The 25,157-nt window shown below is 73.7% G+C and carries 25 protein-coding genes; 19 read left to right on the top strand and 6 right to left on the bottom strand.

The features are described 5' to 3' along the window. The first annotated feature begins 132 nt into the window (after positions 1-132). The gene (locus ACY34I_RS26280; protein ID WP_462757690.1) at positions 133-507 is read left to right on the top strand and encodes an SH3 domain-containing protein; all 375 of its coding nucleotides are present in this window, start codon (positions 133-135) and stop codon (positions 505-507) included. A gap of 49 nt (positions 508-556) precedes the next feature. Further along, positions 557-1,522, top strand: a complete 966-nt coding sequence (pip, locus tag ACY34I_RS26275) for a prolyl aminopeptidase (RefSeq protein WP_462757689.1) — start codon at positions 557-559, stop codon at positions 1,520-1,522. Positions 1,523-1,657: 135 nt separating this feature from the next. Here the strand turns inward: pip and ACY34I_RS26270 are convergent, their stop codons facing one another. Then, positions 1,658-2,314 carry a hypothetical protein gene (locus tag ACY34I_RS26270; protein ID WP_462757688.1) on the bottom strand — a complete coding sequence of 219 codons (657 nt, stop codon included), beginning with the start codon at positions 2,312-2,314 and terminating at the stop codon, positions 1,658-1,660. A gap of 132 nt (positions 2,315-2,446) precedes the next feature. On the opposite strand from ACY34I_RS26270, the gene ACY34I_RS26265 reads away from it, so the two are divergent. The 3 genes from ACY34I_RS26265 (at position 2,447) to ACY34I_RS26255 (ending at position 4,524) form a co-directional block, all read left to right on the top strand. Further along, positions 2,447-2,956, top strand: coding sequence for a hypothetical protein (locus ACY34I_RS26265; protein ID WP_462757687.1), 510 nt, complete (start codon positions 2,447-2,449; stop codon positions 2,954-2,956). Positions 2,957-3,034: 78 nt separating this feature from the next. Then, on the top strand, positions 3,035-3,868 hold the full coding sequence (locus ACY34I_RS26260; protein ID WP_462757686.1) for a metallophosphoesterase family protein: 834 nt from the start codon (positions 3,035-3,037) through the stop codon (positions 3,866-3,868). Further along, on the top strand, positions 3,865-4,524 hold the full coding sequence (locus ACY34I_RS26255) for a 4'-phosphopantetheinyl transferase family protein (RefSeq protein WP_462757685.1): 660 nt from the start codon (positions 3,865-3,867) through the stop codon (positions 4,522-4,524). Before ACY34I_RS26260 ends, ACY34I_RS26255 begins: the two co-directional genes overlap by 4 nt. A gap of 74 nt (positions 4,525-4,598) precedes the next feature. Here the strand turns inward: ACY34I_RS26255 and ACY34I_RS26250 are convergent, their stop codons facing one another. Both ACY34I_RS26250 and ACY34I_RS26245 read right to left on the bottom strand, forming a co-directional pair. After that, on the bottom strand, positions 4,599-5,441 hold the full coding sequence (locus tag ACY34I_RS26250) for a S1 family peptidase (protein ID WP_462757684.1): 843 nt from the start codon (positions 5,439-5,441) through the stop codon (positions 4,599-4,601). A gap of 92 nt (positions 5,442-5,533) precedes the next feature. After that, positions 5,534-6,277: a GntR family transcriptional regulator gene (locus ACY34I_RS26245; RefSeq protein ID WP_462757683.1), complete on the bottom strand. Its 744-nt coding sequence runs from the start codon at positions 6,275-6,277 to the stop codon at positions 5,534-5,536. A gap of 276 nt (positions 6,278-6,553) precedes the next feature. Between ACY34I_RS26245 and ACY34I_RS26240 the strand changes: the two genes are divergently transcribed. From ACY34I_RS26240 to ACY34I_RS26205, 8 genes are all read left to right on the top strand, one after another. Next, positions 6,554-7,654, top strand: coding sequence for an ABC transporter substrate-binding protein (locus tag ACY34I_RS26240; RefSeq protein ID WP_264998424.1), 1,101 nt, complete (start codon positions 6,554-6,556; stop codon positions 7,652-7,654). Positions 7,655-7,679: 25 nt separating this feature from the next. After that, positions 7,680-9,215 (top strand): sugar ABC transporter ATP-binding protein, encoded by a 1,536-nt coding sequence (locus tag ACY34I_RS26235; RefSeq protein WP_462757682.1) that lies wholly within the window; start codon positions 7,680-7,682, stop codon positions 9,213-9,215. Then, positions 9,212-10,171 (top strand): ABC transporter permease, encoded by a 960-nt coding sequence (locus ACY34I_RS26230; RefSeq protein ID WP_462757681.1) that lies wholly within the window; start codon positions 9,212-9,214, stop codon positions 10,169-10,171. Before ACY34I_RS26235 ends, ACY34I_RS26230 begins: the two co-directional genes overlap by 4 nt. After that, positions 10,168-11,187 (top strand): ABC transporter permease, encoded by a 1,020-nt coding sequence (locus ACY34I_RS26225; RefSeq protein WP_462757680.1) that lies wholly within the window; start codon positions 10,168-10,170, stop codon positions 11,185-11,187. The genes ACY34I_RS26230 and ACY34I_RS26225 overlap by 4 nt, the downstream gene beginning before the upstream one ends. Beyond that, complete coding sequence (lsrF, locus tag ACY34I_RS26220; RefSeq protein ID WP_148794275.1) at positions 11,180-12,064, top strand: 3-hydroxy-5-phosphonooxypentane-2,4-dione thiolase; 885 nt, start codon at positions 11,180-11,182, stop codon at positions 12,062-12,064. The genes ACY34I_RS26225 and lsrF overlap by 8 nt, the downstream gene beginning before the upstream one ends. A 57-nt stretch (positions 12,065-12,121) precedes the next feature. Next, positions 12,122-13,783: a glycerol-3-phosphate dehydrogenase/oxidase gene (locus tag ACY34I_RS26215; protein ID WP_462757679.1), complete on the top strand. Its 1,662-nt coding sequence runs from the start codon at positions 12,122-12,124 to the stop codon at positions 13,781-13,783. Further along, the gene (locus ACY34I_RS26210) at positions 13,780-15,309 is read left to right on the top strand and encodes an FGGY-family carbohydrate kinase (RefSeq protein ID WP_462757678.1); all 1,530 of its coding nucleotides are present in this window, start codon (positions 13,780-13,782) and stop codon (positions 15,307-15,309) included. Before ACY34I_RS26215 ends, ACY34I_RS26210 begins: the two co-directional genes overlap by 4 nt. 104 nt (positions 15,310-15,413) lie before the next feature. Continuing rightward, on the top strand, positions 15,414-16,100 hold the full coding sequence (locus ACY34I_RS26205) for a hypothetical protein (protein WP_462757677.1): 687 nt from the start codon (positions 15,414-15,416) through the stop codon (positions 16,098-16,100). Between the two features lie 134 nt (positions 16,101-16,234). Here ACY34I_RS26205 and ACY34I_RS26200 read toward each other — a convergent pair whose 3' ends face one another. Further along, complete coding sequence (locus ACY34I_RS26200) at positions 16,235-16,855, bottom strand: PadR family transcriptional regulator (RefSeq protein WP_462757676.1); 621 nt, start codon at positions 16,853-16,855, stop codon at positions 16,235-16,237. A gap of 99 nt (positions 16,856-16,954) precedes the next feature. On the opposite strand from ACY34I_RS26200, the gene ACY34I_RS26195 reads away from it, so the two are divergent. Both ACY34I_RS26195 and ACY34I_RS26190 read left to right on the top strand, forming a co-directional pair. Beyond that, the gene (locus ACY34I_RS26195) at positions 16,955-19,789 is read left to right on the top strand and encodes an FtsX-like permease family protein (RefSeq protein ID WP_462757675.1); all 2,835 of its coding nucleotides are present in this window, start codon (positions 16,955-16,957) and stop codon (positions 19,787-19,789) included. Positions 19,790-19,791: 2 nt separating this feature from the next. Beyond that, on the top strand, positions 19,792-20,538 hold the full coding sequence (locus ACY34I_RS26190) for an ABC transporter ATP-binding protein (protein ID WP_462757674.1): 747 nt from the start codon (positions 19,792-19,794) through the stop codon (positions 20,536-20,538). A 25-nt stretch (positions 20,539-20,563) separates the two neighbouring features. Here the strand turns inward: ACY34I_RS26190 and ACY34I_RS26185 are convergent, their stop codons facing one another. Beyond that, complete coding sequence (locus tag ACY34I_RS26185; protein ID WP_255471765.1) at positions 20,564-20,998, bottom strand: ChaB family protein; 435 nt, start codon at positions 20,996-20,998, stop codon at positions 20,564-20,566. A gap of 64 nt (positions 20,999-21,062) precedes the next feature. Continuing rightward, a complete protein-coding gene (locus tag ACY34I_RS26180; protein ID WP_148794282.1) occupies positions 21,063-21,500 on the bottom strand; it encodes a phage holin family protein in 438 nt (145 codons plus the stop codon). Between the two features lie 150 nt (positions 21,501-21,650). On the opposite strand from ACY34I_RS26180, the gene ACY34I_RS26175 reads away from it, so the two are divergent. From ACY34I_RS26175 to ACY34I_RS26160, 4 genes are all read left to right on the top strand, one after another. After that, positions 21,651-22,682 (top strand): hypothetical protein, encoded by a 1,032-nt coding sequence (locus ACY34I_RS26175; RefSeq protein ID WP_462757673.1) that lies wholly within the window; start codon positions 21,651-21,653, stop codon positions 22,680-22,682. A 313-nt stretch (positions 22,683-22,995) separates the two neighbouring features. Beyond that, a complete protein-coding gene (locus tag ACY34I_RS26170) occupies positions 22,996-23,646 on the top strand; it encodes a hypothetical protein (protein WP_462757672.1) in 651 nt (216 codons plus the stop codon). Between the two features lie 127 nt (positions 23,647-23,773). Next, on the top strand, positions 23,774-24,085 hold the full coding sequence (locus ACY34I_RS26165) for an STAS domain-containing protein (protein ID WP_148794288.1): 312 nt from the start codon (positions 23,774-23,776) through the stop codon (positions 24,083-24,085). A gap of 141 nt (positions 24,086-24,226) precedes the next feature. Then, complete coding sequence (locus ACY34I_RS26160; protein WP_462757671.1) at positions 24,227-25,117, top strand: DMT family transporter; 891 nt, start codon at positions 24,227-24,229, stop codon at positions 25,115-25,117. Positions 25,118-25,157 lie beyond the last annotated feature (40 nt).

Below are 25,157 nucleotides of genomic sequence, written 5' to 3'. Positions count from 1 at the left end.
GGCGTCCCGCCGTGGCGCCGGTCAGGAGCCGGCCGCGGAAACTGCGGCCGGAGACCCCTTGATCCGCATCTTGAAGCATGCAAATATTCTGATCACTTTGCGTACCCCTCCGACTTCGAAGGGTTGATCAACGTGCGGAAGGTTACCTCTCTTGCGGCGACCGTCACGCTGACCGCCGCCTGCACCGGTGTCGCCGTCGTCAGCGCGGCCGCGCCGGCCAGCGCGTCCTGCAGCCACTACCGCGCCAACGTGGACGTCGCGGGCGGCCAGCTCTTCAACGCCAGCAACGTCAACATCCGCTCCGGCCCGCACACCAGCTGCGCCTCGCTGGGGTACGGGCAGTACACCCACAACGTCGACTTCTGGTGCTTCACCAACGGCGACAAGGTCACCGCGAACGGGCACACCACCTACACCTGGACCTACCTGAAGGACAGCACGACCGGCGTGTCCGGCTGGGTGGCGGATGCCCTCCTGGACAACCTCGGCAGCAACTACGCCTGCTGACCGCCGCCCGCCCCCACCGGCCCGCCGCAGGCGGGCAGGATGGGTCGGCATGAGCACCCCGGAGCCCCGCCTCTACCCCCCGATCGAGCCGTACGCCACCCACCGGATCACCGTCGGCGACGGCCACGAGCTGTACGTAGAGGAGGTGGGCCGGCCGGACGGCGTACCCGTGGTGTTCCTGCACGGCGGGCCCGGCGGCGGCCTCGTCCCGGCGGCCCGGCAGTTCTTCGACCCGGACCGCTACCGGGCCGTGCTGTTCGACCAGCGGGGCGCGGGCCGGAGCACCCCGCTGGGCGAGCTGCGCGCCAACACCACCTGGCACCTGGTCGCCGACCTGGAGGTGATCCGCGAGCGGCTCGGCATCGACTCCTGGCTGGTGTTCGGCGGCTCGTGGGGCGTCACCCTCGGCCTCGCGTACGCGCAGACCCACCCGGACCGGGTCACCGGCCTGATCCTGCGCGGCGTCCTGCTGCTGCGCCGCAGCGAGCGGGACTGGTTCTACCAGGGCGGGCTGCGCCACCTCCAGCCGGACGAGTGGGACCGGTTCATCGCCCCGATCCCGGCGGCGGAGCGGGACGACCTGCTGGCCGCGTACCACCGGCGGTTGCACGGGCCCGACAACGCCGAGGCCCGGGCGTGCGCGGCGGCGTGGGGGCGGTGGGAGGCGGTGAACTCCTCGCTGCGCCCCGACCCCGGCCTGCTCGCGCACTTCACCGCCGACGAGCACGCGCTGCCGATCGCGCGGATCCTCTCCCACTACGCGCTGCACGGCGGCTTCTTCACCAGCGAGACGCAACTGCTCGACGGGGTGGACCGGATCCGCCACCTCCCCGCCGTCATCATCAACGGTCGCTACGACCTCTGCTGCCCGCCGGTGTCGGCGTACGACCTGGCACGGCGCTGGCCCGAGGCCGAACTGCGGATCGTGCCCGACGCCGGCCATTCCGCGGCGGAGCCGGCGATCGCCCGGGAACTGCTCCGCGCCACCGACCACTTCGCCGACCTGCTCGCCTGAGCCGCGCCCGGAAGACCGTCAACCTTCCTGCTCGGCGGCCAGCAGCGCCCGGATGGCGGTGGCGATCACCGGGTCGACCGGGAACCGCGCCGCCAGCCAGCCCAGCGTCACCCGGGCCGTGTCCCGGTTGCCCCGCTAGCCGGGCACCATCTCGGCCAGCGGCAGCACCTCCGGCGGGTACGCCCGCTCCACCCGGCGGCTCGGGTCGAACGGGTCCCGCCGATGCGCCGGCTCGGGAACGGTGAGCCGCAGCAGGGCGAGCACCCGGTCCACCGCGTACGACTGGTTGAACCGCGCCGCGGTGAGCCGTTCCCCGCGCAGCTCGCGGTGCAGTCCGACGTAGAGGTTGGTGAGCGCCTCGTTGAGGTGGAACTCGACGGTGTCGTACGGCGTGGCGGGGCGCGCCGGTGGTCCACACTCGGCCAGCCCGGCAGGTGCGTCGGGTCGCTGCCACACCACCCGGGCGCCGGTGAACGGCAGGCGCCGCAACTCGTCCACGGTGAAGACCGCGTACTCGACGAAGATGCCGTCCGCGTACAGCGCCTTGCGGCCGTTGCGCTCGTTGGCGAAGCTGTACGCCACCGGGCAGGGCGCGGCCAGCCAGTCGACCGACTCGACGTAGCGGGGCACCGCGGCGTCGTCCGCGACGACGAGGAAGAAGTCCAGGTCGGAGTGGGCGTCCAGCCGGTCGTGCTCGGCGCCGGCCGAGCCGAGGCCGAGCAGCGCCACGGTGTCCGGCCGGGTGGCCAGGTGGGCGGCGAGGTCGTCGAGTCGACGCAGCATCGGGTGCATGCCGTCGTCCCTTCCGTGAAGAGTCGACGTTTCAGCCCGTACGGCCCTGCTCGCCGCCGGGGTCGCGACACCGATGCGGCCCATTCTGGCCGGCGCGCCGGCCGCCCTTCAAGCGCCTCTAGGATGATCGGTATGCAGATCACGGGGGTCGCTGGCGCAGCCCTGCTGACGCTCGTCATCAGCGCGGCGGCGTGCGACCCGGAGCCCGCTCCCCCGTCGGCCACGGTCGCCGACCTGGTCGGCGCGTGGTGCGGCTCCCCGGGCGAGCGGCTCGACCTGAGCGCCGACGGTTCCGCGCGGCTGTCCGGGGTGTCCGAGGACTACCTCGCCCACCTCCTGGCCGACCTTCGGGAGACCTGGACCGACGAGTACATCTGGCGGAACTGGTTCGACGGGCGCCCTCCGTCGTCCGCGCAGGGCACCTGGTCGCTCACCACCCGCCGCGACTGGCCGTGGGCGCGGCTCGACTTCGGGGTACGCGACGGCCGGCCGGACGACCGCGACCCCGAGTCCCCGGAGCGGATCCCGTTCCGCGACGAGTTGCGGGTGGAGCGGAACGGACGTGGCCTGGCGATGTCGACGTACGACGGGCCGACCGACGCGGGCCGGTCGTACTCGTTCCTCCCCTGCGCCGACGCGTAGCCGCCGGTCGGGTTTCCGTCGCCCCTACGCCCCCGCGTGGTCTGTCCAGTCACGATCGACGGTGGCAAGATCGATCGGGTGACGGGTGCGCTGTTCGCGGTCAGTGACCTCCATGTGTCGTACGCCGAGAACCGCCGGATCGTGGACGGCCTGCGACCGGAGTCGGCGGACGACTGGCTGATCGTGGCCGGCGACGTCGCCGAGCTGTTCGGGCACGTGGAGCGGACGTTGCGCCAGCTGCGCGACCGGTTCGCCCGGGTGATCTGGGCGCCGGGCAACCACGAGCTCTGGACGCACCCGTCCGACCCGGTGCAACTGCGCGGCCGGGACCGCTATGACGCGCTGGTCCGGATGTGCCGCGACCTCGGCGTGCTGACCCCCGAGGACGACTATCCGGTGTGGCGCGGCGAGGGCGGGCCGGTCACCGTCGCGCCGCTGTTCCTGCTCTACGACTATTCGTTCCGGGCGCCTGGCACGACGTCGAAGGAGGAGTCGCTGCGGCGGGCGTACGACGCCGGGGTGGTCTGCACCGACGAGATGCTGCTGCACCCCGACCCGTACCCGGACCGCGAGTCCTGGTGCTGGGACCGGCTCGCCGAGACCGATCGGCGCCTGGCCGCGGTCGACCCGGCGCTGCCGACGGTGCTGGTCAGCCACTGGCCGCTGGTCCGCGAACCCACCGAGGTCCTGTGGTATCCGGAGTTCGCGCAGTGGTGCGGCACCGAGCGGACCGCCGACTGGCACGTTCGCCACCGCGCCGCCGTGGCGGTCTACGGGCACCTGCACATCCCGCGCACCACCCACTACGACGGGGTGCGCTTCGAGGAGGTGTCGCTGGGCTACCCGCGCGAGTGGTCCCGGCGCGCCGGTGAGCCGCGGCCGATGCGGCGGATCCTGGGCGGTGCGGCGTGATCGAGGCGCTGCTGCCGCCGGTGGCCGTACCCGTCGAGGCGTTCTCCGACCTCGCCGACGAGGCCCCGTACCCGGGCGAGGAGGACCTTGTCGCGAGGGCGGTGGAGACCCGCCGCCGGGAGTTCGTCACCGCTCGCCGGTGCGCCCGCGAGGCCCTCGCCCGCCTCGGGCACGCCCCGGCCCCGATCCGCTCCGGCCCGCGGCGGGAACCGGTGTGGCCGGCGGGCGTGGTCGGCAGCATCACCCACTGCGCCGGCTACCGGGCCGCGGCGGTCGGCCGGGACACCGAGCTGGCCAGCCTCGGCATCGACGCGGAACCGCACGCTCCCCTGCCGGACGGCGTGGCCGAGGTGGTGACCGTCGCGGGTGAGCCGGAACTGCTGCGCCGCCTCGGTGACGCCGACCCGGGCGTGCACTGGGACCGGTTGCTGTTCAGCGCCAAGGAGTCGGTCTACAAGGCGTGGTACCCGTTGACCGGGCGCTGGCTCGGCTTCGAGGACGCCGAACTGTCCGTCGAACCTGCCACCGGAACCTTCACCGCGCGGCTGCTGGTCGACGGGACGCGTACCGACGGGGGGCGACCGCTGACCGAGTTGCGCGGCCGGTATCTGGTCGCCCGCGGCCTGGTCGTCACCGCCGTCGCGGTGGCCCGCTGACCATGGTGCCGGTTCGCCGATGTGGCGGTGTCGGCCCGCCGCCGACACCACCACATCGGCGACCCGGCGGAGGCTCAGGGGATGGTCAGCCCGTACGCGGCGAGGATCTCACCGATCGGCTGGTAGTAGCTGGTGCCACCGCTGGTGCAGTTCCCGCTGCCACCGGAAAGGATGCCGAGGACCGTGCCGGTCGAGGGGTCGTAAAGCGGGCCGCCGCTGTCGCCGGGCTCCGCGCAGATGTTGGTCCGGATCAGCCCGTACACCGTGCCCTCGGCGTAGTTGACGGTCGCGTTCAGCCCGGTGACGCTGCCGCACCGCACGCCGGTGGTGGCGCCGCTGCGGCAGACCGCCTGACCGACGTACGCGTTGCCGGCGCCGTTGATGGTGAGCAGGCCCGGATGGGTGTAGACGGCGCTGGGGTGGGTGACCGTGCCGGTGTAGCGCACCACGCCGTAGTCGTTGCCGGGGAAGCTGCTGCCGGTCCGGGCGCCGAGCACGGTGGTCTGCGCGCTGTCGGCGTACCAGGTGCCGGCGAGGTTGGTGCAGTGTCCGGCGGTGACGAAGTAGTAGGTGCTGCCGCTGCGCACGTTGGCACCGAGCGAGCAGCGACCGCCGCCGCCGTAGATGGCCTGGCCGCCGGCGATCAGAGGGCGCAACCGCCCGAGCTCCCGGCGCAGCAGCGCACCGGCGCGGGCCGCCGTGTCCCGCAGCGCCGCCAGCTCGGCGGCGCCGACGGTCTCGTCGACGGTGAGGGTCAGCCGGCCGCTGGCCGGGTCGACCAGCCAGGCGGTGCCGGCGGTACGCACCCCGGCAAGCACCGCGGACGCGTGGTCCGGGTCGGGCCGGGCCTGGGCGGCGGCCGGGGTGCCGATGAGCAGAGCGGTCAGGAGGAGCGCGACGAGCGGCAGACGACGCATCCGGGACCTCTTTCCATCGTCGAGGATCGATGCGCGTCCAGCATCCGCCGGCACCGCCCGCCAGGCAAGCCCCCGTCAACGGCGCCGGCGGCTCAGCGGATGCCCACGAAGAAGCGGGTCTGGTCGCTGCGGTGCAGCGCGTAGTAGGCCTCGAACCGGGTGCCGTCCCGCAGCCAGGCCACGGACTCGATGCCGAGCAGGGGCGTCGAGGTGGTGACTTCGAGCAGCGAGGCGTCCTCGGGCTCGGGGAAGACGGCTTCGATCCAGCGGTCGGCCCCGACGGGCTCCAACCCGTACCGGCGGCGCAGCACGTCGTACAGCGACTGGTTCTCCAGCACGGTGCGGTCCAGCCCGGGCACCAGCCGGGCCGGCAGCGCGGTGTCGACGAGCAGCCAGGGCTGGCCGTCGACGCGCCGGAGTCGGCGCATCCGCACGACCGGCTCGCCCGCCGGGATCTGCAGGAGGTCGGCCTCGCGCTGGTCGGCCGCGCCGAGGCTCTGGCTGATGGTGTGGGTGGTGACCCGGCGGCCCGACTCCCGCAGGTCGTCGGCGGAGCCGGACACGGAGCCGACGAACCGCAGCTCGGTCTTGCGGGGGGCGACGAAGGCGCCCCGCCCCTTGACCTTGTAGATCATCCGTTGCTGGACGAGTTCGCGCAGCGCCTCCCGGACGACCGTGCGGGAGACGCCGTAGAGGTCGGTCAGTTCGGCCTCGGACGGCAACGGCTGGTCCGGCGCGATCTCGCCGGCCTCGATCTGGCCGCGCAGCTCCCGCATCAGCTGCATCCAGAGCGGCTCGCTCCCGTCCCGGGTGAGCCGCCGGTAGGTCATCGTCATGGACTTCCTTCCCCATCGACCGGATACAGCATGCCACGGCCATCCGTTCCTGTCATGACAGGCATCGGGGCGAGTCGCCAGGCCGAGCGCCAGATCGATACGGGCACGTAACCACCATCACTGTGACTTGGAACACGTTTGTCATCAAGCTCTAGCGCACCTGTCACTACAGGTCTGTAATGACTGCACCTCACCGCAGCCCCCCGCCGCGGTCGGCTGACTGAGCACGTCCACTCCCGCCCCGGCGGGTTTTCGCTCTCTCTGGAGGCCCCCACCATGCGTACCCATCCCCCGTCCCGGCGACGGCGCACCGCCGTCGCGGCCGCGCTCGTCGCGGCCGTCGCGGTCACCGCGACCGGCTGCGGCTCCGGCGCGAGCGGCGGCAACGCCAAGAGCGGCGACAAGCCGTTCATCGCGCTGAGCAACGGATTCATCGGCAACGGCTGGCGGCAGACGATGATCGCCAAGTTCGAGGCCGCCGCCACCAAGGCCCAGAACGACGGGCTGATCAGCAAGTTCAAGGTCGTCAACGCCCCCGGCGAGAACTCCGCCACCGAGCAGGTCGCGCAGATCAAGAGCCTGCTGCTGCAGAAGCCGGACGCGCTGCTGATCGACCCGGCGTCGCCGACCGCGCTCAAGCCCGTCATCCAGCAGGCCTGCGACGCCGGCATCAAGGTCGTCGTCTTCGACTCGGCGATCGACGCCCCCTGCGCCCACGTGCTGCTCAACAGCTTCAAGGACTGGGCGACGGCTGCGGCCGAGCCGCTGGTCAAGGGCATCGGCGGCAAGGGCACGGTCATCGTCAGCCGGGGCGTGGTCGGCTCCCAGCCCGAGGCGGAGATGTACCAAACCACGCAGGACATCCTGGCCAAGAACCCGGACGTCAAGGTCGCCGCGACCGTCAACGGGATGTGCGACGGCGCCAAGGCGCAGAAGGCCGTGCTCGGGGTGCTGTCGAGCGTGCCGAAGGTCGACGGGGTCATCGGCTGCGGTGACGGTTACGGCGTCGCCCAGGCCTTCACCACCGCCGGCAAGCCGGTCCCGGCGGTCACCTTCGAGACCAACGGCCGCGCGCTGAAGTACTGGCAGGACAGCAAGCTCGACAACGGCTCGGTCGCGGTCATGTCCGACCCGGGCCAGTCGGTCGCCGCGCTCTGGGAGGCGATCGACCTGCTCGACGGCAAGGACGTCCCGAAGGAGATGACCTTCCCGATCGTGCTGGTGGAGCAGAAGGACGTCGCCGCGTGGGCCGGCGTGCTGAAGCCCGACGAGTACGCCGCCTGGCCGTGGACCCAGGAGCTGTTCCGTCAGCAGGTCGAGGCCGTGAAGAGCGGCGCGGCCCCGGTGCAGCCGCCGATCCCGACGGCCGCCGGCTGACCCGACCGCGACCAAGGAGCGCATCATGCACGTCGACAACCTGCCGGTGGGGTCGCACGCGGCCCCGCCGCAGGGCGACCGGACGCCGCCCCCGGCGCCCCCGGTCGTCACCGCACGGCGGGTGACCAGGACGTACGGGCGCACCCGGGCCCTCACCGGCGTGGACCTCGACGTCCGCGCCGGTGAGGTGCTCGGCCTCGTCGGCCACAACGGCGCCGGCAAGAGCACGCTGATGCGCGTCCTCGCCGGCCTCGAAGCCTGCGACGAGGGCACAGTCACCGTGGGCGGGCAGGCGGCGCCGCGGGACGTGGCGCCGGGCGCCGGCCCGTTCCGCGCCGTGCGGATGGCCTACCAGGAGACGTCGCTCTGCCCGGACCTCACCGTCGCCGAGAACATCTGGGTCTCCTCCCGCCACTGCCTGCCCCGCCTGGGCTGGCGGCGGGCGGCCAGCAGGGCCGTCGCCCGCCGGCTCGACGAGATGTTCCCCGGCCACGGGGTGGCGCCGCGGGACCGGGTCGAGGACCTCTCGCTCGCCCAGCGGCAGATGGTGGAGATCGTCCGGGCGAGCCTGGTCGACCGGCTCGACCTGCTGATCCTGGACGAGCCGACCGAGTCGCTCGGCCCGGACGCCGCGCGGTCGCTCTACGCGTACGTCCGCCGGCTCACCGCCCAGGGCACGGCTGTCCTGCTCATCTCGCACCGGATCCGGGAGGTGCTCTCGGTGGCCGACCGGGTCGCGGTGATGCGCGACGGCGCGGTCGTCGCCGAGCGCCCGGCGGCCGGCCTCGGCGAGCAGGACGTGCTCGCCCTGATGGGCGCCGAGGTGGTGGAACCCACCGCCACACCCGCGCCCGCCCGGGCCGCCGGCGAGCGGCCGGTCGTCGCCACCCTGCGCGGCGCCACCGGCCACGGCCTGCACGACGTGGCGATCACGGTGGGCCGGGGCGAGGTCGTCGGCCTGGCCGGGCTCGCCGGCCAGGGCCAGCAGCAGGTGCTGGAACGGCTGTGGCGCCCCGTGCGGCGGGACACCACGGTCGCCGGCACCCGCGCGTACGTGCCCGGTGACCGGCAGCGCTCCGGCGTCCTGCCGCTGTGGTCCGTGGCGGAGAACCTCATCGTCACCGGGATGCGCGGCCTGGCCCGGTACGGCGTACGCCGCTCCGGCGCGGAGGACGCCGCCGTCCGCGACTGGGTGGACCGGCTGGCCATCCGCGGCGGCGCCGACGCCGGCATGACCGAGCTCAGCGGCGGCAACCAGCAGAAGGTCATCGTGGCCCGGGCGTTCGCCTCCACGGCTGACCTGGTCCTGCTCGACGACCCGTTCCGCGGGGTCGACGTGCACACCAAGACCGATCTCTACACGCTCATCCGGCAGGAGGCGGCCGGTGGCCGCAGCGTGGTCTGGTACTCGAGCGAGAACGCCGAGATGGCGCACTGCGACCGGGTGTACGTGCTGCGCGCCGGCCGGGTCGTCGCCGAGCTGACCGGCGCGGAGATCTCCGAGGAACGGATCATCGCCGTCTCCTTCGCCGAATCCGAGTCCACAGGAGCACAGCGATGACGAACCTCGTCGCGGCCGCACTGCCCTCGCGGGCCGGGTGGCGCCGTACCGGACCGGCCATGGTCAGCGCGGTCGCCATGGTGGCCATGATCGCCGTCTGCTCGTCGCTGCAGTCCGAGGTGCTGACCGTCCCCGGTCTCGCGCTGGTCCTCTCGACCACCGTTCCCCTGGTCATCGCGGCCCAGGCCCAGATGGTGCTGATGGCGGTCGGCGACATCGACCTCGGCATCGGCAACTTCGTCGGCCTGGTCACCGTCATCACCGCCACGAAGCTGGTCTCCTCCCCCGGCACCGGCGCGCTGCTGCTGCTCGGCCTCGTCGCCGCGTACGCGGTGCTCGGCGCGTTGATCCACCTGCGCCGGGTGCCGTCGCTGATCGCCACCCTCGGCGCCTCGTTCGTCTGGCTGGGGCTGGGGCTGTTCATCCTGCCCACCCCGGGTGGGAGCACCCCGGAGTGGTTGGCCAGCTTCGGCTCCTGGCAGCCGGCCGGGTTCCCCGCCCCGCTGCTGCCGATCCTCGCCGTCGCCGCGCTGGTCTGGCTGCTGTCCGCCCGCAGCTCCGTCGGGGTGCGGGTCCGCGCGCTGGGCAGCAACCCGGTCGCGCTGCAACGGGCCGGCCTGCGGCCGCTGGCCGCGCGGGTCGTCGCGTACGCCGTGGCCGGGGGGCTCGGCGTGCTCGCCGGGCTGGTGCTCGCCTCGCAGACCGGCGGTGGGGACGTCTCGTCCGCCAGCAGCTACACGCTGATCACGGTCGCCGCGGTGATCCTCGGCGGCGGCTCCTTCGCCGGCGGCACCGCCGTGCCGTGGGGCGTCGCCATCGGCGGCATCACCCTCGGCCTGGTCAGTGTCGTCCTCAGCCTGCTCGACGTGCCGTCGAACATGCAGTCGGCCGTGCAGGGCGTGATCGTGCTGGCCGTGCTCGCCGGCCGCGTCGTGGTCGGAAAGGTGCTCCGATGACCCTCCGTACGCTCGCCCGCCCCTGGATCTGGGGCTTCGCCGCCGCCGCGCTGGTCTGGGTCCTGATCCTGGCCATCTCCAACCAGGGCGGCGGGCAGACCGTCTCGCTCGCCCTGTCCCTGGCCCCGTACCTGGTCATCGTCGGCCTCGGCCAGATGCTGGTGATCACCGCCGGGCCGGGCAACATCGACGTGTCGGTGGCGCCGATCATCTCGCTCGCCGGGTTCGTCGCGGTCCAGGTGACCGCGACGACCGGATCGGTGCCGGTCGGCATCCTGGCCGGCATCGGGACCGGGCTGGCGGTCGCGGTGGTCAGCGTGGTGGCGATCCTCGGACTGTCCGTCCCGCCGATCATCGCCACCCTGGCCGCCGGGCTGATCGCCTCGTCGCTGACCCTGTCGCTGGCCGACGGCTTCACCGCGGTGCCCGACGACGGGCTGCGCCGGCTGCTCAACCTGCGCCCGGCCGGCGTACCCGTGCTGGCCGTCGCGGTGGCCGCGCTGACCGCGCTGGTCGTGGCCCTGCTCCGGCGCACCACCTACGGGCGCTCGCTGCTCGCGGTCGGCCAGAGCCGGCCGGCCGCGGAACGCGCCGGCATCCCGGTCGCCCGGGTCATCGCCATCACCTACCTGGCCAGCGGCGCGCTCGCCGGGCTGGCCGGCGCGCTGCTCGCCGCCTACATCGCGCCCTCGCCCGACCTGGGCACGCGCTACCTGCTCGACTCGGTGGCCGTCGTGGTCATCGGCGGCACGCTCATCTCGGGCGGCCGGGCGGTGCCGGTCGGCATCTGGGGCAGCGCGCTCTTCTTCATCCTGCTCGACGGTCTCGTCAACCTCGTGGGCTGGAGCACGGCCGCGCAGAACCTGCTCAAGGGCGGCCTGGTGCTCTTCGTCCTCTTCCTCGCCGGGGGCGGAACGCTCCGCAACCCCGGCGCGACCACCCGATCCCGTCGACGGCTGCGACCCGCGGCCGCGACCACCGCTGGAACTAGCACAGGAGAGAACAGCAATGGCTGACACCGACGGTCTGCTCGACGCCCGCGACTTCGGCGGGACCGCCCCCACGGCCACCGGCTTCCACGTCAAGGGAGCCCACGCCCAGGATTGGGGCCTGCAGAACCGGCTGTCCCGGATCTTCCGACCCGACAACGGCCGTACCGTGATGCTGGCCTTCGACCACGGCTACTTCCTCGGGCCGATGGCCGGCCTGGAGCGGATCGACACCAACATCGCCCCGCTCGTGCCGGACGCCGACGCGATCATGATGACCCGCGGCGCGCTGCGTACCAGCATCCCGTCGCACAGCAGCGCCGGCATCGTGCTGCGGGCCAGCGGCGGCCCGAGCGTGCTGAAGGACCTCTCGGACGAGCACATCGCCCTGGACATCGAGGACGCGGTGCGGCTCAACGCGGCGGCGCTGGCGATCCAGGTGTTCATCGGCGGCGAGCACGAGTCCCGGTCGGTGGCGAACCTGGCCGCGCTGGTGGACGCCGGGCAGCGGCACGGGATCGCGGTGCTGGGCGTCACCGCCGTGGGCAAGGACATGGTCCGCGACGCCCGCTACTTCCGGCTCGCCACCCGGATCAGCGCGGAGATGGGCGCCCACATCGTCAAGACGTACTACGTCAACGAGGGCTTCGAGTCGGTGACCGCCAGCTGCCCGGTGCCGATCATCGTGGCCGGCGGCAAGAAGCTGCCCGAGCTCGACGCGCTGACCATGGCGTACCGGTCGATGCAGGAGGGCGCCGCGGGCGTCGACATGGGCCGCAACATCTTCCAGAGCGAGCACCCGGCCGCCATGCTGGCCGCGATCCGCGCCGTGGTGCACGACGACGCCAAGCCCGAGGACGCCTACGAGCTGTTCCGGGAGCGGTCGGCCGGTTCCGCGTCCTGATCATCGCCAGGGGTGCGGGTCCCCGGGGCCCGCACCCCGCATCTCCGGGAGCTCCTCATGTCACACCCCCAGACCGACGCCGGTGACATCGTCGATCTCGTGATCATCGGCGCCGGCGTCAACGGCCTCGCCATCGCCCGAGACGCCGCCAGCCGGGGCCTGAGCGTCGTCGTGGTCGACCGCGGGGACATCGGCGCCGGCACCACGGCCACCTCCAGCCGGCTCATCCACGGCGGCCTCAAGTACCTCGAACGCTACGACTTCACCCTGGTGCACGAGTCCATCCGCGAACGTCACCTGCTGTTCCGCACCGCGCCGCACCTGGTGCACGACTACCCCATGCTCATCCCGTTCTACGCCGGGGACAGCCGGCCGGGACCGCTGATCCGCCTCGGCCTGGCCGCGTTCGACGTGCTGGCCGCGGGCCGGGGGCGCGGGCGCAGCCGGGGCCTGTCCGCCCGGGCGATCAGCCGGCGCTGGCCCCACCTGTCCCGCACCGGTCTGCGCGGCGGCGTGCTGTTCAACGACGCCCAGGTGCCGTGGGCCGAGCGCCTCTGCGTCGAGCTGCTGCTGGACGCCGAGCGGCTGGGCGCGCGGGTGCTGACCTACACCACGGTGACCGGGCTGATCGTCGAGGACCGGCGGGTGCACGGGGTGCGTACCCGGGACGACCGGTCCGGGCGCGCAGGGGAGATCCGGGGCCGGCTCACCATCAACGCGGCAGGGCCGTGGATCGACCGGATCCTCGACGGCCAGGTCGAGAGCCGGCGCCTCAACGGCGGCACCAAGGGCAGCCACATCATCATCGACCCGTTCCCGGGCGCCCCGGACACCTGCATCTTCTTCGAGGCCGCCGCGGACCAGCGACCCATCTTCATCTTCCCCTGGGAGGGCCGGTACGTCCTCGGCAGCACCGACCTCACGTACGACGGGGACCTGGACGAGGTGGTCGCCAGCGACGCCGAGATCGACTACCTGCTCACCGAGGCCAACCGGCTGTTCCCCCAGGCCGGCCTCACCCCGGACGACGTGCTCTACAGCGTCGCCGGGATCCGGCCGCTGCCCTACACGGCCGGCGTGTCGGACAACGCCAAGATCAGCCGCGGGCACACCGTGCTCAACCACGCGCCCGCGTACCAGGGACTGCTGACGATCATCGGCGGCAAGCTGACCACCCACCGCGCCCTCGCCGAGGACGCCACCGACGAGGCATTGAAGCTGCTCGGCCGGCCGCGGCAGCGGTGCACCACCCGGAGCCAGCCGCTGCCCGGCGCCGACACCCCCGACTGGTACGCCTTCCGCGCGGACTTCCCGCGGTCGGCCACCCCGTTCACCCCGGCCCAGTCGGCCCGGCTGCTGGACATCTACGGAGTCCGGGCCCGCCGGGTGCTCGAACTCGCCGTCGCCGACCCGGCCCTGGCCGAGGTCGTGGACGAGCGGACCGGGGCGGTCGCCGCCGAGGTGGTCATGGCCTTCCGCGAGGAACGGGCGGTGACCTTGGCCGACGTGTTGCTACGCCGTACGCTGGTCGGCCTCGGCCCCGACATGGCGGTGTCGGCGGCCCTGACCTGCGCGGACGTCGCCGTACGGCACCTCGGCTGGGACCGCGAGCGGGCCGACGCGGAGGTGGCCGCCTACCGGGCGGAGCTGCGGCGCTTCCGCCCCCGCGGATTGGACCTCGCCCCGGCGACCGGAACGAGCGACAGGAGGACGTCGTGACGATTCCGCACACCTGCTACCTCGGGGTCGACGTCGGTCTCACCGCCACCAAGGTGGCCGCCTTCGACGTCGTCGGGAACGAGCTGGCCGTCGTGCACGCCCGCACCCCGCGCACCAGCGTGACCGCCCACCGCCACGAGGTCGACATGACCGCGCTGGCGGACACGGTGCTGGCGCTGCTCGCGGAGGTCGGCGGCAAGCTGGCCGCCGACGGGTACGCCCCGGCGGGCATCGGCGTGGCCGCGCACGGCAACGGCATCTACCCGGTCGACGGGTCCCTGCGTCCGATCGGGCCGGCCATCGCCTCGTCGGACAGCCGGGCGCAGCACATCGTCCAGGCGATCCCGCCGGAGGGGGCCCGCCGGCTGGCCCGGGAGACCGGCTCGATCCTGTGGGCCGCCCAGCCCGCCGTCCTGCTGCGCTGGCTGCGGGACGCCGAGCCGGCCAGCTACGCGGCCACCCGGTGGGTGCTGTCCTGCAAAGACTGGGTCACCGCGCAGCTCACCGGGGTGGCCAGCGCGGACTACAGCGACGCCAGCGCGTTCGGCATGGTCGCGCTCGACACCCGCGCCTACACGCCGACCGCGCTCGAACTGGTCGGCCTGCCCGCCACCGACCTCGACCGGTTCCCGCCGCTGCGCCGCTCCGACGAGGTGGTCGCTGGCCTGAGCGCGGCGACCGCCGCCCGCACCGGACTGCCCGAGGGCCTGCCGGTGATCGCCGGGTGCATGGACTGCGTGGCGGCCACCCTCGGCGCGGGGGGCCGGGAACTCGGCGACGGGACGATCATCGTCGGCACCTGGGCGATCAACGGGGTGGTCGTGCCCGCGGGCACGCCCGCCCCGGAGGTGACGCTCAGCGCGTTCATGCCCGACCCGGCCACGATGCTGGCCATGGAGGTGGCCCCGACGTCGGCGGCGAACCTCGAGTGGCTCGCCTGCGCCGGGGTCCCGCACCAGCAGACCGGCGGCGTCGCCGCGGCGGAGCTGCTGCAGGAGGCGGCCGCGGTGCCGCCGGGCGCGGACGGCCTGCTGTTCCTGCCGTTCGTCAACGGCTCGCCCGAGCATCCGTCGGCGTCCGGCACCTTCCTCGGGATCTCCAGCAACCACCGCCGTGGGCACCTGACCCGCGCGGTGATCGAGGGGGTCGCGCAGTACCACCGGGTGCAGCTCGACCGGGTGCTGGCCAGCGGCGCGGACGTCGGTGACCGGCCGTGGCGGCTGGCCGGTGGCGGCGCGCGCTCCACGGTGTGGGCGCAGATCTTCGCGGACGTGCTCGGCCGTCCGGTCCGGCGGCAGCTCACCAGCGAACTCGGCGCCCGTGGCGTCGCCTCGCTGCTGCCGGGCGCCCTCGGCCACGACGTGCCGCCGTGGACGGTCAACGACGAGGACGACCTGTGCGTGCACCCGGGGCCCGACCGGGCCGCCTACCTGGAGCACGCCCGGGTGTTCGACCGCTGCCTGGCCGGCATGTCGTCGGTGTGGTCCGAGGTCGAGCGCTACCGCACCGCCGGCGAGAGCTCCTGACCCACCGGCAGCCCGTCCCTGCGGCGACGCGTCGCGGGGACGGGCTGCCGGTGTGCCGTCGTGTCCTGCCCGCGATCGGCTGCCGCAGCGGATACGGTCCCGAAATGACCACCGAAACCGCCCTCCGGCACCCCGGCAGCGCCACGCTCGACTACTACCTGCTGCAGGCCGAGGCGGACGAGGTCGAGGCGACGGGGCTGTTGGTCGAGGAGTTCGTCCTGGCCGACGACCTCTCCGCGGCACGGCTGTGCAGCGCCGGCTGGACGCCGGCCGACGGCGGCTGGTGGAGTTCGGCCGCGTACGCCCGGGCGGTCCGCACCGATCCGCGGCTGCGCGCCCGGCTGGCGGCGGTCGACCGGGCCACCGCCGAGGCGACCTACCGCCGGCTCGGCGGCGGCAACCTGCCCGACGAGGAGGAGCTGCGCGACCGGTTCCGCGACGACGTTCCGCTGGCCACCGGCGCGCCGCTGCGACTGAGCGCCGGCCCGGACGTGCACCGGATCCTCTTCGCCGGCGAGCTGGACGACCGCCGGCTGGCCCGCCTGGGCGCGCTGCTCCGGCTGGACGACCCGGACGGGGCGCGACCCGGCGTGGTCGGCACCGGGCGGCTTCGGGTCAACGACACGAACGTCCGCTGGGACCTGCGCCGTGTCGGCGGCGGCATCGCCTGGTGTCTCGACGTGACCGCCGAGCCGGCCGGCGGCGACGGGCTGCCCTGGGTGCTGCGCCAGCTCATCGGGGTGGCGCGCGGCCACGGCCTGATCCCCGCCACCATCGAACGCCTCGCCTGACGGTCGGCCGTTCCTACCGGGTGGACTCCAGCTCGTCGAAGGCCAGGTAGGTGCCGGCAGATGTCCACCTCTCGACCCCATTGTGGGCGGACGGCACGCAACGGTGGTCCGTGGCGATCCGCTGACGGTCGAGCTCAGCCGGCGGCGCGGGACTCGCCGGCGCCGTCCGCCCGCGTCCCGGTCCCGGTCGCGGGCGTCGGGACGGGTTCGGCGGCCAGCGCGGCGAGCAGTGCCCCGCCGTCGCCGAGCAGGGCCGACTCGGCGTCGTCGACGAAGGCGAGGTCGGCCTCGACGTGCCGGGTGGCGGCCGAGAGGAGCAGCCGGACCACCGGGTCGTCGGTCTTGCGGCGCAGCCCGTCCAGGTTGCGCAGCTCCCGCATGAGGTGGCCGCGCTGGTTGCCGAGCACGGTCCGGACGACCCCCGCGTCACCCGAGCGGCCCGCGGCGGTGACCTTGAGGAAGAAGTCGTCGCGGAACCCGCCGCTGCGGGGGCTGGGCTCGGTGAGCCACCGGTCCAGCTCGGTGCGGCCGGCCGGGGTGATCTCGTAGACGACCCGGTCGGGTTTGACCGGCTGGGGCTGCCGCTCGGCGACCACCAGACCGTCGCGGGAGAGCCGGTCGAGGATCTGGTAGAGGTGGCCGATGTTGAGCGGCCCCCACTGTGGGCCGACCGCCGCCTCGAAGGCCCCCTTCAGCTCGTAGCCGTAGCTGGGGCCTCGGGCGAGCAGGGCCAGGACGGCGTGCTGGATCGCCACCGTTGCCTCCAATCCGGTCCGGACGTGTCCGGCCCGTCGGGTCTTGCATTGTCACAATGTATCGCGCAGAGTGTGGAGCAGCACACGGGGAGGCGCGACATGCTCAACTTCGTCTGGAGACAGCTGCGCGGCCGTGCGGGACGGTCGGTGGCGCTGCTGGTCGGCGTGCTGGTGGCCACCACCGGCTTCGTCGTCCTGACCGGCGCCACCACCACCTCCCGACTGAACGTCACCGGCACGGTGGAGCGGAGCACCCGGGCCGCGTACGACATCCTGGTCCGTCCGAAGGGGACCCGCACACCCCTGGAGGCCGAACGCGGGCTGGTCCGCCCCAACTACCTCTCCGGCCTCTTCGGCGGCATCACCCCGGCACAGTACGAGCAGGTGAAGGCCGTGGACGGGGTGGACGTGGCCGCGCCCATCGCCATGCTCGGCTACTCGACCACACCGGTGCCCGTCCGGTTCGACGCCACCGACGCGGTGGACCGGTCGCTGGAGCGGCAGGTGATCCGGGTGGATCCCACCTATTTCGCCGAACGCGGGCTCTCCACGGCCACCGGCAAGCCCCGTTTCGTGTACGTCACGAAACGGCCGGTGATCTACCCCCGGCTGGACGTCATCCCCACCCCCGACCAGCCGCTCGAATACTCCGATGGCCGCTCCTACCCGTGGGCAAGTATCTGTGGACTCGTCCCCCGGGAGGTACTGCCGGACGGCCGGACGGCGCCGGTCTGCGACCCGGAATTCGGGAACCTGACCAACTACAACCCGTTCCTCAACGAGCGGGACAGGTGGCAGGTGGACACGGTCCGGCTGCTGCCCGACGGAAGGTTCGAGGCCCGCAGCGGCGTGCTCTCCGACGGCGACGGGTTCGCCGCGACCGCCGACCGGCTGGTGCTCACCCATCAGGTGATCGTGCCGTTCCTGCTGGCGGCGATCGACCCCGCGGCTGAGGAACGCCTGGTCGGGCTGGGCGAGGCGGTGGTGCAGGGCCGGGCGCTCCGGTCCGATGACACGATCACCGAGGTCACCCGCGGCACCGCGCTCAACCGGACCCTCCCGGTGCTGACCACCAGCCGGCCGTTCCTCGACGGGGCGCTGCGCACCACCATGACCCGCGTTCCCGGGTTACGGGCCGCCGGGATCCCCGCCGAGGATCTGGAACAGACCCTGGGCCGGGCCACCGGGGTGCGGGTGGGATCGGGCCGGTCCGAGCTGGCCGACGGGTTCCGGACCCAGCAGGCCGAGGGGATCTCGGAGACGGCGTGCTGCTTCGGCCAGGTCCAGTCGGTGCTGCAGGCCGGCGCGGTGGAATACGAACGTCTGCCCGACGGCACGCTGCGGGCCCGCGCGCTGCCGCCGATCGATCCGAAGGTGTACGGCGACGAGATGGACTTCAGTCCGCTCCCCCGGCCCTGGCTGTCCGACGACACCCCGATCCGTTCCCTGCGCGCTCTCCCGTTACCGAACGGAGGGAGCGTGACGCCGTTCCGGTTCTGGCGGGCGGTGGGGGCGTTCGATCCGGAGAAGCTGGCCGGGTTCAGCGATCTGGGCACGGTGCCGCTGGAGACGTACGAGCCGCCGGTGGCCGAGGGCGCCGACGCGCGCAGCCGCGCCGCGCTGGGCGGGCAGCCGCTGGAGCCGAGTGGCAACCCGGCCGGCTACCTCTCGGCACCGCCGCTGCTGCTCACCAACCTGGCCAGCGTGCCGGAGCTGCTCAAGGGCAGCAGCAGCCCGCAGCTGACGGCGCCGATCAGCGCGATCCGGGTCCGGGTCGCCGACGTGCACGGCTACAGCGAGCGCTCGGCCGAGCGGGTCCGCCTGATCGCCGAGCGGATCGCCCAGGCCACCGGCCTCGATGTGGACATCACCCTCGGTTCGTCGCCCGCCCCGCAGACGGTGGAGCTGCCCGCGGGCGCGTTTGGCCGGCCGGAGCTGCGGCTGACCGAGAACTGGTCCGCGCTCGGGGTGGCCTCCGCGATCGTCAAGGCGGTGGACCGCAAGAGCGCCGCGCTCTTCGTGCTGGTGCTGGTGGTCTGCGTGCTGTTCCTCGGCAACGCGGTCTCCGCCGCCGTCCGGGACCGCCGGCCCGAGCTGGCGGTGCTCGCCTGCCTCGGCTGGCCGGCGCGCCGGATCGGGGCGCTGATCCTCGGTGAGGTCACCGCGCTGGGGCTGGCCGCCGGGCTGCTCTCGATCGGCCTGGCGTTCCCGCTCGGGGCCGCGCTGGACATCGCCGTCGACTGGCGGCGAGCGCTGCTCGCCGTACCGGTGGCCCTGCTGCTGGCGCTGGTCGCGGGCCTGGCGCCGGCGCTGCGGGCCGCACGCGCCCACCCGGCCGCCGCGCTGCGCCCGCCGGTGGCCACCGCCCGCTGGGTACGCCGACCCCGCTCGCTGCCCGGCCTGGCCCTGGTGAACCTGGTGCGCACGCCCGGGCGCACCCTGCTCGGCGCGGGCGCGCTGGCCATCGGGGTGGCCGCGCTGACCGTGGTCGCCGCCGCCGCGTACGCCTTTCGCGGCGCCATCGTCGGCAGCCTGCTCGGCGACACCGTGTCGCTGAGCGTGCGTGGCGCGGACGCCATGGCGGCGGTCGCGACGGTGCTGCTCGGGGCGGCCGCGGTCGCCGACGTGCTCTACCTGAACATCCGCGACCGCGCCGCCGAACTGGCCACGCTGCGCGCCACCGGCTGGACCGACGCCGCGCTGCGCCGCCTGGTCGGCTACGAGGGATTGTTCCTCGGCGCGCTCGGCGCGCTCGCCGGCGCGGGCCTGGGCCTGGGCTGGGCGGCCTGGCTGGTCGGCGAGCTGCCGTCGTCGCTGGCGCTGGTGACGGCCGCCGTGGCGCTGGCCGGGATGCTGGTCACCTGCCTCGCCGCGCTCGTCCCGGCAGCGCTGCTGCACCGCCTCCCCACCGCACGACTACTCGCAGAGGAGTGAACATGGACGCGACCACCGGCAGCGCGGTCCGGACGTCCGGGCTGGTCCGGCAGTTCCGCACCGGCGCCGAGCGGCTCACCGCGATCGACGACGTGTCGCTGGAGATCGCACCGGGCTCGGTGGTGGCGCTGACCGGGCCGAGCGGCTCCGGCAAGTCCACCCTGCTGCACATGATCGGCGCGATCGAGCAGGCCGACCAGGGCACCGTGACGGTGGACGACGTCGAGGTCACCGCGTTGCGCCGCGCCGCCCTGGCCCGCTACCGGCAGCGGGTCGGCTTCGTCTTCCAGCGCTACCACCTGCTGCCGGCGCTCACCGTGCTGGACAACGTGATCGCGCCGGTGCTGCCCCTGCGGGGGCGGGGCGATCACGCCGCGCGGGCCCGGGAACTCCTGGACGCGGTGGGGCTCGCCGGCCGGGAGCGGGCCCTGCCCGCCCAGCTCTCCGGCGGCCAGCAGCAGCGGGTGGCGATCGCCCGCGCGCTGATGGGCGCGCCCCGGCTGCTGCTGGCCGACGAGCCGACCGGAAACCTCGACTCGACGACCGGCGGCCAGATCCTCGACCTGCTGCTCGACCTGCGCGACCGGCACGGCATGACGATCCTGCTGGCCACCCACGAGCGGGCCATCGCCGCCCGCTGCGACCGGCTGATCCGCCTCAACGACGGACGGGTTGTCGAGGACCTCGACCTCACCGAGGGCGAGGACCCGGCCGACACGTACGACCGCGCCACCCGGTTGCGGCTGTAGCCCGGCCGGCCTCCCGCCGCACGGCTCAGCGTTTGCGGGCCCGGGCGGTGGCGCGGGCGTTCGCCTTCTCGATCGCCCGGACCAGGTCGTCCTTGTTCAGGTTCTCCGGGTCCTCGATGCCGACCTTTCGGGCCACCTCGTCGAGGTGGCCCTTGCTGGCGTTGACGTCCACGCCCTGCGCGGTGGGTCGCCGCCGTTCGGCGGACACCGGCGTGCCCAGCGCCGCCTGCGGGTCCGACGGCCCCTTGTGTTCCTTCGGTTCCCAGTGGTCACCGACCTTCTCGTGGGTGTGCTTCAGCGACGCGAACGCGGTCCGGTGCGCCCGTTCCCCGTCGCCGTAGGTCTCCTCGGCGGACTCCAGGGTCTTCTTGTACGTCCGCACCGCCTTGTCGTCGGAGCGGGCGACGGTCGACGGCACCTCGGGCCGCATCTGTTCCGCCTGCTCGTGCTTGTCCCCCATGCCAGCTCCCTCCCCTGCGTCAGCCAATCGACGGCCGCTCCCGGCGTTCACGGCATCGCGCGTCTCACCGCTCCCAACCCTCCCGGACGGCGGCGGTCCCGGCGGGCATCACCCGACCGGCGGTGCTCGACACGGCGTTCCCGACCTGGTCGGCCAGCCGGGCGGAGCTGCCGCCGGCCGCCCGCAGCCGCTGCAGGCCGAGGCTGCCGAGGAACGCGGCCGCCGCGAGGTAGCCGGCCGTCAGTCCCGCCGCCGCCAACCTGCGCGGCAGCAGCGCCTCCAGCATGCGCAGCGTGGTGGTCGAGGCCGCCCCGATCCCCAGCACCACGCACCCACCGGCGGCGGCCAGCAGCAGGAAACCGACACCCGCCGGGCGTGCGGCGTCCGCCAGTTGCGCCCGGACCGCCCGCACCTCCTCGCGGACCACCTCGGTAACGTCCGCCGCCAGGCGTTCGGCCGGTGCGCCCCGCCCGCCCGCACGGCCTCCGCCGGTGTCACTCATCGGGCCTCCCTCGACTCGTCAAGACCCGCCTGCGTACCCGGATACAGCCACGGCAATCAGCCATCCCGTGTGTCGGACGGTGTCCGGACGGTCACGCCAGGCACAATCGGGCCTTGGCGTGAGCAGAGCTGCTCCCTCCGGAGGTGCCCGTTGTCGCGGTGTCGAGGTCGACTGACCCGGTGGACGCTGCGCGGCATCCTCCTGCTCGGTGGCGTGCTGGCCGCCTGGGGCCTGGGCGACACGGTCGCGGACGATCCGGCTCAGGCTGCCGCGCCGGCTCGGCCGTGCCTCCTCGGCGACCTGCTCGACGACGCGGATCGCATCCTCAGCATCTTCCCGGTCGGCCCGTCGCACTCGCCGCCCGGCTCACGCCCCGAGGGTGAGGCGGCCCGCGTCGGCGGCGCGAGCGACCCGAGGGCCGACCACCTGGCGAAGCGGCGCACCCGGTCTGACGCGCCCATCCCGGGCAGACACCAGCGGCCGGCCGCCCGGCAGACGCCGGTGCGTGACCGTCCGGCGGTGCCGCCGGTGCGCCGCGTGCCCCAGGCCACGGTCCGTCCGGCCGTGGACCCGGTCGTCGCGGCGGCCGCGCCGGTGACGGGTCCGGTCGTGGACCTGGCCTCGCCCGTCGTCGCGGCGGTCTCCGGGACCGGGCTGCTGGACGCGGTCCGCAGTGTCGTCGGGCCGGTGGCCGAGCCGATCGTGGGTGTCCTGCCTCCCGCCCTGGACCCGGTGCTCGACCTGACCCGGCCGATCATCGGCACACCCGCCGCACCCACGCCGCCCGGCGATCCGGTCGCGACCACGCCGCCGACCGCGTCCGCCGGCGCGCCGCCGGTCACCGCGCCCGCCACGATCGCCCGTCCGGAGGCGCCCGTGGTCGCCGGTTCCCCGGTGCCCCCGTCGCCGGAACGGAGATCGCCGTCAGCGGGTCGCGGCGAGCCGGCAGGGAATGCGGCGGCGCAGGCGTGGTGGCCGGACGAGCCGGGCCATGGCCCCGGCGTGGCGCCTGCCGGTCCGGCCCGCACCGCCGCCAGCGGCTCCGCCAACGCAGGCCCTGGCGCCCCGGCCGACGCCGACCCGTCCGTCAGAGCCCCGGACCTGCACCCACTCGAACTGTGCGTCGGTGGGTGCGACGCGCTCGCGGAGCGCGCGCAGCAACCGGACCCCAGGCCCGCCTGAACACCCGGGTCACCGCCGGCGGAGCGGGACCGGGCGTGAACTCGCCTGTGCGCGGGTACGCGTCCGCTCTCTGATCGCCGCCGCGAGCACCAGTTACCGCACCGACGGAGCAGCCGCTGCCGCCCGAGGCCCCGCATCGGCGGGCCACGCCCGTCCCGGTCGCCTTCGGGAGCGTTCGTCCCATCACGGCGGCGAGCCGGACGGCCTCGCCGACGGGCCCCGAAAGTCAGGCATCCCCCCGGTGCTCCGGGCCGCGTTGACGGCCACGCCCAGCACCCGAACGCCGCCGACCATCAGCAACCAGGAGAACTTCGTGCACACACCGCCCGTCCGCCGCGCCCGGTGGCAGGACATCCCCGACATCGTCGACCTCGTCGTCGGCCCCTTCGCCGGCAGCGCCGTCGGCGCCTGGCTCGTACCGGACGAACGCCACCGGCGTCACGTGCTCACCGCCGTCATCCGCGTCTGGATCGAGCACGCCCTCCTCTGCGGCGAGGCATATCTCCTGCAGGACCAGTCCGCCGCCGCGGTCTGGCTGCACCGGTACGGTCTCGTGCCAGCCCCGACCGAGTACGGCGAGCGGCTGGCCGTCGCCTGCGGCGACTACCTGGACCGGTTCCTCCACCTCGACGACGTGCTGGACACGCACCGGCCCGCCGACCCGCACAACCATTTGGCGTTCTTCACGGTCGCGCCGAATCCCCACCGGATCAGGCGCGCCGCCACGCTGATGGCGATGAGCAACGCCCGCATGGGTCAGGCCCTGCTCCCTGCCTACACGGAGGCGACCACGGTCGCGGAGCGAGACCTGTACGCGCGGCACGGCTACGTCGCAGAGCGGCCGTTTCCGCTCCCCGACGGCACCACTGCCTACCCGATGTGGCGCAGCCCGGGACGGTGGCGGGTCGGCCACCGCTCGCTCACCCCGGCGGTCTGCCCGTACCGGGCCGCCTCGGCGGCCTAGGCGGCGCGGCGTCCCGCGGTTGGTAGTTGCCGGATGACAATCTCTCAGCGGCCTGTCAGGCGCATAGGGTGCTGGGACAACGGCTAGCAGTGGGGGCAGTCGACAGGGATGAAAGCACACGTGACTCGTGAGTAACTTCACCATCAGTACGTCATTCGCGGCGGACGGCACCACGCTGCTCCACGTTCGCGGCGAGATCGATGTCTCCACCTCCGCCGAACTGCTGTCCGCTGTCGTGAACGAGGTCACCCGACGTCGTCCGCCGAAGCTGGTGGTGGACATGCTGCATGTGACGTTCCTCGACTCCACCGGCCTGACGACCCTGCTCTCCGCCCACCGGGCCGCCCAGCAGCTCGGCACGACGCTGGTCGTGCGCGAGCTCAGCGCTTTTGTGCAGCAGCAGCTGCGGGTGGCCGGCATCTACGACATCCTCACCTGATCCCGTCAGCCAGGCGGCCGCTCGACGCCTCGTCGGCTTCTTCGCACGCGTGATGGGTGAGATCACTCCGCACGCCAGTCGTTCCGCGCAGCTCCGGCCGAGAGCGGTGCTTCGGAGGGCGCGGAAGGGGTACCACCTTCGGTGGTCTTCATCCTTGCCCTCGGCGCCGCCCTGCTGCTCGGGACCGGTTCGGTCATCCAGCAGCGGGTCGCCTTCCAGGCTCCGGACGGCCTGGCGCTGCACGTAGGGCTGCTGTGGCATCTCGCCCGGCAGCGGCTGTGGCTGCTGGGGCTCGCGGCGACCCTGCTGGGTGGCGGGCTCAGTGGCCTCGCCCTGGGTCAAGGCTCGGTCGTGCTGGTGCAGCCGGTCCTGGTGCTGCGCCTGCTGTTCGCCCTGTCGGTCGCGGCGCTCTGGACCCGGCGCCCGCTCAGACGCCGCGACTGGGCGGTGGCCACGGCCGTCACCGTCGGCATGGTCGCCTTCCTGGTGGCGGGTCAGCCCGGACCAGGAAACCCGGAGGGCGTAGCGGCCTGGGAGTGGGCCGTGGCCGCGGCCGCCATCGGCGCGCTGACCTGGATGCTCGTACGTGCCGCGCGCCGGCTGCGCCCCAATCAGGAAGCGCCGATGCTGTCGATCGGGGCGGGAATGCTGTTCGGGCTCCAGTCGGCGCTGACCCAGTCGGCCTCGCACCGGCTGTTCACCGAGGGGCTGTTGGCGCTGCTGACCAGCTGGCAGCCGTACGCCGTGGTGCTGATCGGGTTGCTGGGCACGCTGCTCGCGCAGAGCGCGTACGACCTCGCCCCGCTGTCCGTCGCCTACCCGCCGCTGGCCGCGGCCGAGCCGCTCGCCGGTATCGCGGTCGGCATCGGCGTGCTCGGCGGGACGCTGCGGCTGGCCCCGGGAGCGCTCACCGTCGAGGCCATGGGCCTGATCGTGATGACGCTGGCGGTGTATCTGCTGGCCGCCTCGCCGCACATCGTCGGCCACCACCACGAACAGCCGGCGAAGAAGCGTGGCGAGAACGGCTCGTAGCCGGGGATCCGACAGACGGCGCAGGGAGCTCGACCGTTGC

The sequence above is a fragment of the Micromonospora sp. RTBAU3-60 genome (assembly GCF_054963695.1).
Note: the sequence above shows the minus strand (reverse complement) of the source record. Positions and strands in the feature narration are given on the sequence as shown.

Excerpts from the sequence above, each read along its gene's own strand:
- pip (WP_462757689.1), top strand. The coding sequence starts at position 557 with ATGAGCACCCCGGAGCCCCGCCTCTACCCCCCGATCGAGCCGTACGCC.
- ACY34I_RS26270 (WP_462757688.1), bottom strand. The coding sequence starts at position 2,314 with ATGCACCCGATGCTGCGTCGACTCGACGACCTCGCCGCCCACCTGGCC.
- ACY34I_RS26265 (WP_462757687.1), top strand. The coding sequence starts at position 2,447 with ATGCAGATCACGGGGGTCGCTGGCGCAGCCCTGCTGACGCTCGTCATC.
- ACY34I_RS26250 (WP_462757684.1), bottom strand. The coding sequence starts at position 5,441 with ATGCGTCGTCTGCCGCTCGTCGCGCTCCTCCTGACCGCTCTGCTCATC.
- ACY34I_RS26245 (WP_462757683.1), bottom strand. The coding sequence starts at position 6,277 with ATGACGATGACCTACCGGCGGCTCACCCGGGACGGGAGCGAGCCGCTC.
- ACY34I_RS26240 (WP_264998424.1), top strand. The coding sequence starts at position 6,554 with ATGCGTACCCATCCCCCGTCCCGGCGACGGCGCACCGCCGTCGCGGCC.
- ACY34I_RS26235 (WP_462757682.1), top strand. The coding sequence starts at position 7,680 with ATGCACGTCGACAACCTGCCGGTGGGGTCGCACGCGGCCCCGCCGCAG.
- ACY34I_RS26230 (WP_462757681.1), top strand. The coding sequence starts at position 9,212 with ATGACGAACCTCGTCGCGGCCGCACTGCCCTCGCGGGCCGGGTGGCGC.
- ACY34I_RS26225 (WP_462757680.1), top strand. The coding sequence starts at position 10,168 with ATGACCCTCCGTACGCTCGCCCGCCCCTGGATCTGGGGCTTCGCCGCC.
- lsrF (WP_148794275.1), top strand. The coding sequence starts at position 11,180 with ATGGCTGACACCGACGGTCTGCTCGACGCCCGCGACTTCGGCGGGACC.
- ACY34I_RS26215 (WP_462757679.1), top strand. The coding sequence starts at position 12,122 with ATGTCACACCCCCAGACCGACGCCGGTGACATCGTCGATCTCGTGATC.
- ACY34I_RS26205 (WP_462757677.1), top strand. The coding sequence starts at position 15,414 with ATGACCACCGAAACCGCCCTCCGGCACCCCGGCAGCGCCACGCTCGAC.
- ACY34I_RS26195 (WP_462757675.1), top strand. The coding sequence starts at position 16,955 with ATGCTCAACTTCGTCTGGAGACAGCTGCGCGGCCGTGCGGGACGGTCG.
- ACY34I_RS26190 (WP_462757674.1), top strand. The coding sequence starts at position 19,792 with ATGGACGCGACCACCGGCAGCGCGGTCCGGACGTCCGGGCTGGTCCGG.
- ACY34I_RS26185 (WP_255471765.1), bottom strand. The coding sequence starts at position 20,998 with ATGGGGGACAAGCACGAGCAGGCGGAACAGATGCGGCCCGAGGTGCCG.
- ACY34I_RS26180 (WP_148794282.1), bottom strand. The coding sequence starts at position 21,500 with ATGAGTGACACCGGCGGAGGCCGTGCGGGCGGGCGGGGCGCACCGGCC.